Annotated in this window: 7 protein-coding genes; all 7 read right to left on the bottom strand. The window is 36.5% G+C overall.

Annotation, left to right across the window (positions count from 1 at the left end):
* Window positions 1–128: 128 nt before the first annotated feature.
* The 7 genes from tnpB to W7W_RS22585 all read right to left on the bottom strand — a co-directional run bounded on the left by tnpB (window position 129) and on the right by W7W_RS22585 (window position 7,025).
* On the bottom strand, window positions 129–494 hold the full coding sequence (gene tnpB / locus W7W_RS0120450) for an IS66 family insertion sequence element accessory protein TnpB (RefSeq protein WP_029510700.1): 366 nt from the start codon (window positions 492–494) through the stop codon (window positions 129–131).
* Between the two features lie 5 nt (window positions 495–499).
* Window positions 500–844, bottom strand: a complete 345-nt coding sequence (tnpA, locus tag W7W_RS0120445; protein ID WP_010665478.1) for an IS66 family insertion sequence element accessory protein TnpA — start codon at window positions 842–844, stop codon at window positions 500–502.
* 66 nt (window positions 845–910) lie between these two features.
* Window positions 911–2,065 carry a pentapeptide repeat-containing protein gene (locus W7W_RS0120440; protein WP_010665477.1) on the bottom strand — a complete coding sequence of 385 codons (1,155 nt, stop codon included), beginning with the start codon at window positions 2,063–2,065 and terminating at the stop codon, window positions 911–913.
* A gap of 296 nt (window positions 2,066–2,361) precedes the next feature.
* Entirely contained in the window at window positions 2,362–3,060 is a 699-nt protein-coding gene (locus W7W_RS0120435; RefSeq protein ID WP_234409050.1) for a P-loop NTPase family protein, read from the bottom strand.
* 724 nt (window positions 3,061–3,784) lie between these two features.
* Entirely contained in the window at window positions 3,785–4,060 is a 276-nt protein-coding gene (locus W7W_RS0120415) for a helix-turn-helix domain-containing protein (RefSeq protein WP_010665473.1), read from the bottom strand.
* Window positions 4,061–4,240: 180 nt separating this feature from the next.
* Window positions 4,241–5,071 carry an RteC domain-containing protein gene (locus W7W_RS0120410; protein WP_010665472.1) on the bottom strand — a complete coding sequence of 277 codons (831 nt, stop codon included), beginning with the start codon at window positions 5,069–5,071 and terminating at the stop codon, window positions 4,241–4,243.
* Window positions 5,072–5,897: 826 nt separating this feature from the next.
* Window positions 5,898–7,025 (bottom strand): ATP-binding protein, encoded by a 1,128-nt coding sequence (locus W7W_RS22585; protein ID WP_010665471.1) that lies wholly within the window; start codon window positions 7,023–7,025, stop codon window positions 5,898–5,900.

The raw sequence follows: 7,025 nt of genomic DNA, 5'->3' as shown, positions 1-7,025 counted from the left end.
GCTCATCACGTTCCTGAAGAAGCTCCTGTATTAACATATCCTTATCGGTTGCAAAATCGCTCATCTATCACTGTCTGATTACGAGCTTAAAGATAGCAAAATCAAGGCTTCCAGCCAATTATTTCTGCCTAAAAAACCTGAAAAGATGCTTCTTTTTGTCGCCTTTTCAGGACACGCTTTCTGGGCTTCACATTCTTTACAATCATCATCAGATCGTACCACCCGATGGCATGTGACGTAAGGCTTTCATCGAAGCTGGGCAATTTAAAAACACCACCGTCTAACTTCTTGTGGTAGATCACCAGTCCCCCATGTTCCAGATGAAGAATCTTCATGGTGGTCAGCCTCCGGTTGACAAAGATGAAAACTTCTCCGTTTTGAACATCGCGCTTCATCTCCGACTTTATGATACCGCTAAGGGTGTAGAAGCTTTTGCGCATATCTACCGGTGCAGGATAAAGAAAGTACTTTAGCTTACTATGTAAATGAAACATCAGCCTCAATCAAATAAGTGAACAATCGCTTTTAGTAACTCCATATCGATGTTGTCCCTTAACACCATCTTTGTGCCGTTAGGAAACACAAACTCAATGGGAGCATTATTACCTGGGGCGTGAGAACTTTTAATGGGAGCTTGGACTGTCCGCCTCTCAGTAGCTTGTTGGTTAGAATCAAACACCAAGGGGACAAAACTCGAGGGCTGATGTTGCGATGTCTCTTCTAATTTGTTTCTCCAGTAGTAAAACGTTGAAGGGGATAAGCCCTGGTTGGAGCAAAAGTCCTTTATGTTCAGACTCGATTCCTTATACTCCTGAAAGAGTTTTTTAAACGTTGATAATGTCATCCTCATTTTTTGCCATCAAAGTAACGGCTGAAGACGGGGGCTTACAATATGCGCGAGGCCGAAGGCTTACATAATAAAACCAAAAATACCAGTTAATAAGACTCCAAGAGTTGACTGTATTACACTTATTAATAGAATTATGAATGAGGTGGAATTTTTAATATCATCAGGTGTCTGGGCAATCATATTTTTAAAACTCCAGAGTATTGAAGTGCCAACATTATCCAGTGGAATAAAAAGATAAAGAAAAACTGTAAATAATAAGATAATCAAGACGTAGGTTCTTAATACTTTGTAAACACTTTCTCCATATCCAAATGCAAAATCTACAAAACCATTTGTGAATCTTTTAAAAAAGTATATTGATTTTTTAAACACATTTTTTTCTCTCTTCATCATGCCTTTCAATACTTTACGCTCCATTCTTTTAGCTTTGATGTATGCCCAGTTAGCATCAATTACAAAACCATTGCTTATCCAGCTGCCAATTAGATTTCTGTATATATTTTCTGCATGTTGGTACATTTCATCTAGTTCATCTTGTAAATTGTCTGGTTCCCAGTGCTTTTTGTCATCTGTTTGTCTTATTCCAGGTCCGTTTTCTTTCCATTCCTCCAGGAATTTTTTATACTTATTTTTTTGTTCTTGTAAAATACGATGAGATTTGATATTCTCTCTTCTAAACATATTCCCATCAAAAAGGGTGAAATTAAAACTTGAATTACTAATCTGGCTCTTTTTAAAAATATTTATTTTATGAAAATATGCCCTGTAAAAATCACAAAAATCAATGGTAGCACCTTGAAATGTTGAATTTTCAATTTCGGCATATCTAAAATCACTCCAAGTAATTACTGAATTTTTAAACCTGCAGTGACTCATTTTAACTTTTGCAAAATTCACTTTAGTAATTGTTGGTTCAAGAACTTTACTATTGTTATCGAAAGAACAATTTTCGAGAGATGAATTTCTAAAATCCACTTTGAAAAGGATAGAATTAGCAAAGCAAACATCAATTAATTTTCCGTCTTCAAAACTGACATTGGTAAGCAATTTCAATGCACTGCTATTCTCAGAAAAAGTTACATTCTTTAAAATACAACCTTTAAATGAATTATGACTAAATTCAGGAATCGTTAAATCATTACTAGTCAAATCAATATTTTCAATAATTCCGTTAGAAAGCAATTGCTTCAATTCATTATTGCTGACCTTTTTCATGCAAGTAGATTTTTATACTAAAAAGATATTAATCAAGAAGGTATTCTCAAATAAATAAATGCTACGACTATTATAAGATTAGTCAATTAAGCTATGCGACCAACTTAAATATCAGAATTGTATTGAATGTTTTAATGAACATTGAAATACATTACAAACACAATGGGCAAAAAAAACAATAAAAGATCCACCGGCGTGCCGATGAACCTTAAAACCCTAACCCAATTCAAATGTAAAACATTGATAATGAAAAGTCAATGTGTTCTATGTGAAGATTATAGGCTAAACAATAATTTCTATTTTCTTTTATCTGATGTCTCTGCCGGAAATGCAATGAGGTTGCACATTTCGCGCAGGCGAGACCGAACGCGGGAACCATATAAATCTTCAATTTCATCGGCAGAGAGGTTGGTTGTGAAGTGTGTTAACCTGTGGTGCCGGGTGAAATTTTCATACCGGGAGAGGATTATTTCAGCCATAACGTTGCACTCTTTACCGTAGTGGGTTAGAATTTGTTCTGTCCCCAGGTCATCAAAACCTTCTTTCTCGAATTCAAAAGCAATGTTACGGCATGGTTTGATGAAGTGAGGTGTTTTGTCTTGAGAAAAGTGACGCATGAGGTTCCTTAAAGAAGTTTTCCCACATCCGACCGGGCCGGAGAGTAAAATTCCTTTGTTTAAATCTACTTCTTTATAGCTGGCTGTAGCTTCATCGCTTAGAAACCAAGTGAGAAGCCGACCAATAATCTGGGTGTCTTGTGGATAAAGCAGGAAAAAACTGCCATAAGTTTCTCTTCCTTTTTGTTGAAGATAAGTGAATGCTTTTTGATAGTAGGGAGACATGGGAATAATGGTTAAAAGGTACGATGGTGGAATGGTTGAGGGGGTAGAAGAGTGTGAATCATGGGGCATGGAACAGAGAGCAGGGAGCCTGGAATATGGCAAAGGAAGCCAAGATGGCAAATGTGAAAGGATTAAATGGTCAGAGAGGTTCATAATGTTGAGTTTAGAGAGGTGTATTGTAATCTTTGTTCTGATTTAGTTTTGTGCAACCTGGTTGTGGTGGTTTTTTGGAGTGACTCTTTTTTTTGGATTTATTATTGAATCTATCGTGGTTGAGAATCCAGTTTCGTGCAGCAGCCTTCCAGCCTTTCATTTTTGATTTGCCACCTACCAGCCAGCCATTACTTTGGTAATAATTGAAAAATTTTTCGCCCTCATCAGGTGGAGATCCTTTTTCTTCGAAATAGATTTCAATATGATGTTTGGATGGTGGAATTTCAGGTCCATATCAAGACCAATTATTATTTTCATTATTTGAAGGAATTAAACTCTTTTTTTCATGTCGTTATAATTAGTGTTTGTTTTATAATTGTTTTTATATGGTCGCACGTCTTGTTCACCAGTATTATCAAAAGTGAACATGTAGATTAAGCTACCTCTGTGTCTGCTCCGTGATGGATTATATTTAATAAAGCCCAACTGGTCTAATTCCCGCAATGAACGTATGTAGGTGTTGGTGGAACCGATTTTAGCTAATTTCATTATTTCACTTCGGGCAATTGACATGGGATTATTGAAAAAATTGATATTCCATTTTCTGAATAATGCCATATATAAACTGATGTGATACGGGGTGACGTGAGATTCATTATCCATCTTTTCAAAAACAGCTGAAAGATGTCTTATGTAGTTCATTTAGAAAGCATTCATGATTAATTTAGAATGAGGTGCTTTTGTTTCGTTCCAGTACATTCTGAATATCTGTATAGTCATAATACATTACCCCACCTATTTTTGTATAAGGTAAAGTGCCGTTTATTCTGAGGTTCTGCAAAGTTCCGGGAGAAATGTTAAGGATTTCCCGAACCTCATAGGATTTAAGCCATTTCTTTGTGGGTTGGCCAGAGGTTTCTTTTATTATCCGACGGATGTCATTAATAAGTTCTGCTCTAAAATCCTGCAAATCTTCTAAAGTGATTATTTCTGAAGCCATATTCCATTAGTTTTTGGGTTAGCATTTCAAAAATAAATGGTTAATGAAAAGGAATTTCCCAAGTCGCACACAAGTTGGGAAGAAATTTTTTTTGGCTGAAATTGATTAGATTTTGTATGATAGAAGGCAGGTTTCAATTGAACCAGAGACAATCCCGAAGTTGGTAATGTGTTTTTAAATTCAGATTAAGTCCTGCTCTTCAATTCTGTTATTTAGCTTTTCTTGTAGTTGTTCCAGCAGTTTAGTTGGGTTTTGGCGGTTTTTTATTTCAAGGAAATTTCGATAAAAGTCTCCTATCTCGATAGAGAATACTTTTGAAAAGTAATGAGCAATTTCTTTTATTTCCGCTAGTTCGTTGTTAAAAGAGCCTTTTGAATGTAAAGCATAAATCAATTCAACGAGATCTGTTTTTGAATCTGTCCATCTCAATGTCTTATGAACAGATGAAGAGGGTACTTTCTGCTCATGTTTGATTTCTTCAATCTTCCGGTTCAAATAGTCCCGGATTTTGTCACAAGCCTGAAGATGGCTTGCTTTGATGCTGTGGACTGTTGAAAACAGAGGATCAAAGTCGAAATATTCCAGTGATTCAAAGGAATTGATAAATTGGTTATTTCTTGTGAAATAAACATTGTCAAAGTGGGTTGCATCCTGGCGCATATACGAACAAAATTCCTTGTTTTCCTTATAGAACCTGGATGTTTTTTTGAGTCTGTTTCTGAGGAGCTTTATTTGACTTTTCCTGCCATCAACCGGCATTTTTGATTCAATCTGTAATATTTTTTTTAAGAGAATCAGTTTGTGAAATACCTTCGGTTTAATCTTTTTAAAAAACAGAATTTCTTCCCTTTGGGATTTGAAGGAATTATGGCAGATGATGTCCTTCATATCTGTGAGACAGCGGATGATCAGATTAATGGACTGAATTGCCTGGTCGGATTTTCCTGAACTTTTAATACAATATAGATCGGACACAAGCTCTTCCTTAAGCTGGATTAGTTGGGTTAGCATATTTGTTTTAGGTAGTAGGGTTTAATAATGCTGTTAATATAAATAGCAAGTAACCACCTATTAGTCCAAAACGGCTAAGAGATAAAAATCAACCTGCTCAAAGATTTAAGTAAGCTGACTTTTATCATAAAACCGTCAAAATATACTAATATTTTTTTAAAATTTCCTTATTTGCTTTGCTTAAAGCATTTTAAGTATATAGTGTCCTAAATATTTTCCAAAAGGGATTTCATCCCCTAAACCCTGAATTACTTTTTTGTCTTGATGCAAAAACGGAACCCAAAAGGTCTAGTCCGCTTTATCTTATCCCCCCGAGAAAGCCAAAATTTCCGGCCTAAGTGTCGTATCCCGCATAAAAAAATGCACCAAGTATCATTGATTTTACTTTTTTCGGCATGATAAAAACTAAGGCTATGCTCTTTTTTCTTATATTGAAAAAAGCAAAATCAATTTCAACTTTTACATTATTATATGCACGAAACGACACTGGCGCCAGGCCTTGAAACGAGGCTTAAGCTGAGAATTTTCCAAGCCGCCAAGTGGTTCCTATAACAAGACATCCGAGTTCATTACAACCTTAAAAAGAAAAATACATGCGTAATAAAATCGCATATTTTGGCTTCCCGCCACCGCAGGCCCGGAAATTGGACTGGACACCGCGCCTTTTAAATAGTTAGCTTCGTTTTTCACTAATAGCAATTTGAAAAAATGTGAGAGATTAATTCTATGTAGAGACAAAGAACATCACGACTGCGGCAGCTTTTGCTCTAAAAACTACGGTTCTTTTATGTATCTATATGGTTGGTATTTATTGGGTTTATGGTGGTTAATTGAAGTTTGTTAACTCTGATTTTGTTTCTAAGGGTTTTTGTTTTGGACCTAGGTAGAAATAGAAAGCACTTCCTTTACCAGGTTCGGTATCCAGCCAGATTTTACCACCGGAGCCTTCGATGATTTTTGAGGCCAGTGTGAGGCCGAGTCCCATTCCGGGGTTTATTCGTGTATGGTCGGTTTCAATTTTTTCAAAAGCATTGAAGATGGATGCCTGATTTTCAAGAGGTATTCCGGCTCCTGTATCTTTGACAAAGAAAACAGCGTCCTGATTTTCGTTGGCAAAACAGCCAAATTCCACGACTCCCTGGTTCGTAAATTTGATGGCATTGCTCAGGAGGTGAATCATAACCTCCTGGAGGTATGCCAGGTTGGTTTTTAGTGAAAAGTTTTCCGGAAGGTTGAAAGCGATTTTGATAGAAATTTGTGATTTGCTGTAAGCCTCTTTGAGAGCATCAGCTTTTAGTTTGAGGTTGTCACAAACTTCGGATGGTTGCACCACATCATCAGGGCTGAAACGAAAATCTCCCGCCTGTAAACGAGAGAGGTTGAGTAAGGAATCGATAAGGAGGAGGAGTTCATCGGTTTTAGTGTGTAACATACCGGCAAAATTACTTTTTTCCTCATCCGGGATGTCTGAGTAGAGTAACACTTCAGTCAAGCCTTGAATTGCATTGAGTGGAGTTCTGATTTCATGCGATAAATTACGAAAGAACTGCTCTTTAATTTTTTGGGATAAAGAAATCTTTTTTTCAAAATTTTTAGTTCGGTTTAACTCGTAATTTTTGAATAATTCTTTTAGTTTAGTTAATGAAAGGATCCCATGAAAATGTTGGTTGCTGTCAATGACTGGAAGAGCAGGTGCCTGGGTTTTGTGCATGAGTTCCAATGCCTGGTGAATTGTGGCATTGGGAGAAATGGAAGGTTTTGGCGTAAGGCAGTCAGCGACCAGTTTTTTCTGTCGTTCAAAGACATCAGAGACGGTAAGTAGCCCCTGGAAAGAATTATTATTTTCCATCACGACAAAGAACCTTTTTTCTTTTAGTTCCTCTTCAATGATGTTAACTCCGGTAAAAAGTTCAGTTTTTGGATACTCTTTTTCAATGTAAGGTGTGATAAGCAT

The sequence above is a fragment of the Marinilabilia salmonicolor JCM 21150 genome (assembly GCF_000259075.1).
Classification (GTDB): Bacteria; Bacteroidota; Bacteroidia; order Bacteroidales; family Marinilabiliaceae; genus Marinilabilia; species Marinilabilia salmonicolor.
This window is presented reverse-complemented; position numbering and strand designations above follow the sequence as displayed.

Coding starts and splice junctions, on each gene's coding strand:
- tnpB (WP_029510700.1), bottom strand. CDS start 494: ATGTTTCATTTACATAGTAAGCTAAAGTACTTTCTTTATCCTGCACCG.
- tnpA (WP_010665478.1), bottom strand. CDS start 844: ATGACATTATCAACGTTTAAAAAACTCTTTCAGGAGTATAAGGAATCG.
- W7W_RS0120440 (WP_010665477.1), bottom strand. CDS start 2,065: ATGAAAAAGGTCAGCAATAATGAATTGAAGCAATTGCTTTCTAACGGA.
- W7W_RS0120435 (WP_234409050.1), bottom strand. CDS start 3,060: ATGAACCTCTCTGACCATTTAATCCTTTCACATTTGCCATCTTGGCTT.
- W7W_RS0120415 (WP_010665473.1), bottom strand. CDS start 4,060: ATGGCTTCAGAAATAATCACTTTAGAAGATTTGCAGGATTTTAGAGCA.
- W7W_RS0120410 (WP_010665472.1), bottom strand. CDS start 5,071: ATGCTAACCCAACTAATCCAGCTTAAGGAAGAGCTTGTGTCCGATCTA.
- W7W_RS22585 (WP_010665471.1), bottom strand. CDS start 7,025: ATGCTTATCACACCTTACATTGAAAAAGAGTATCCAAAAACTGAACTT.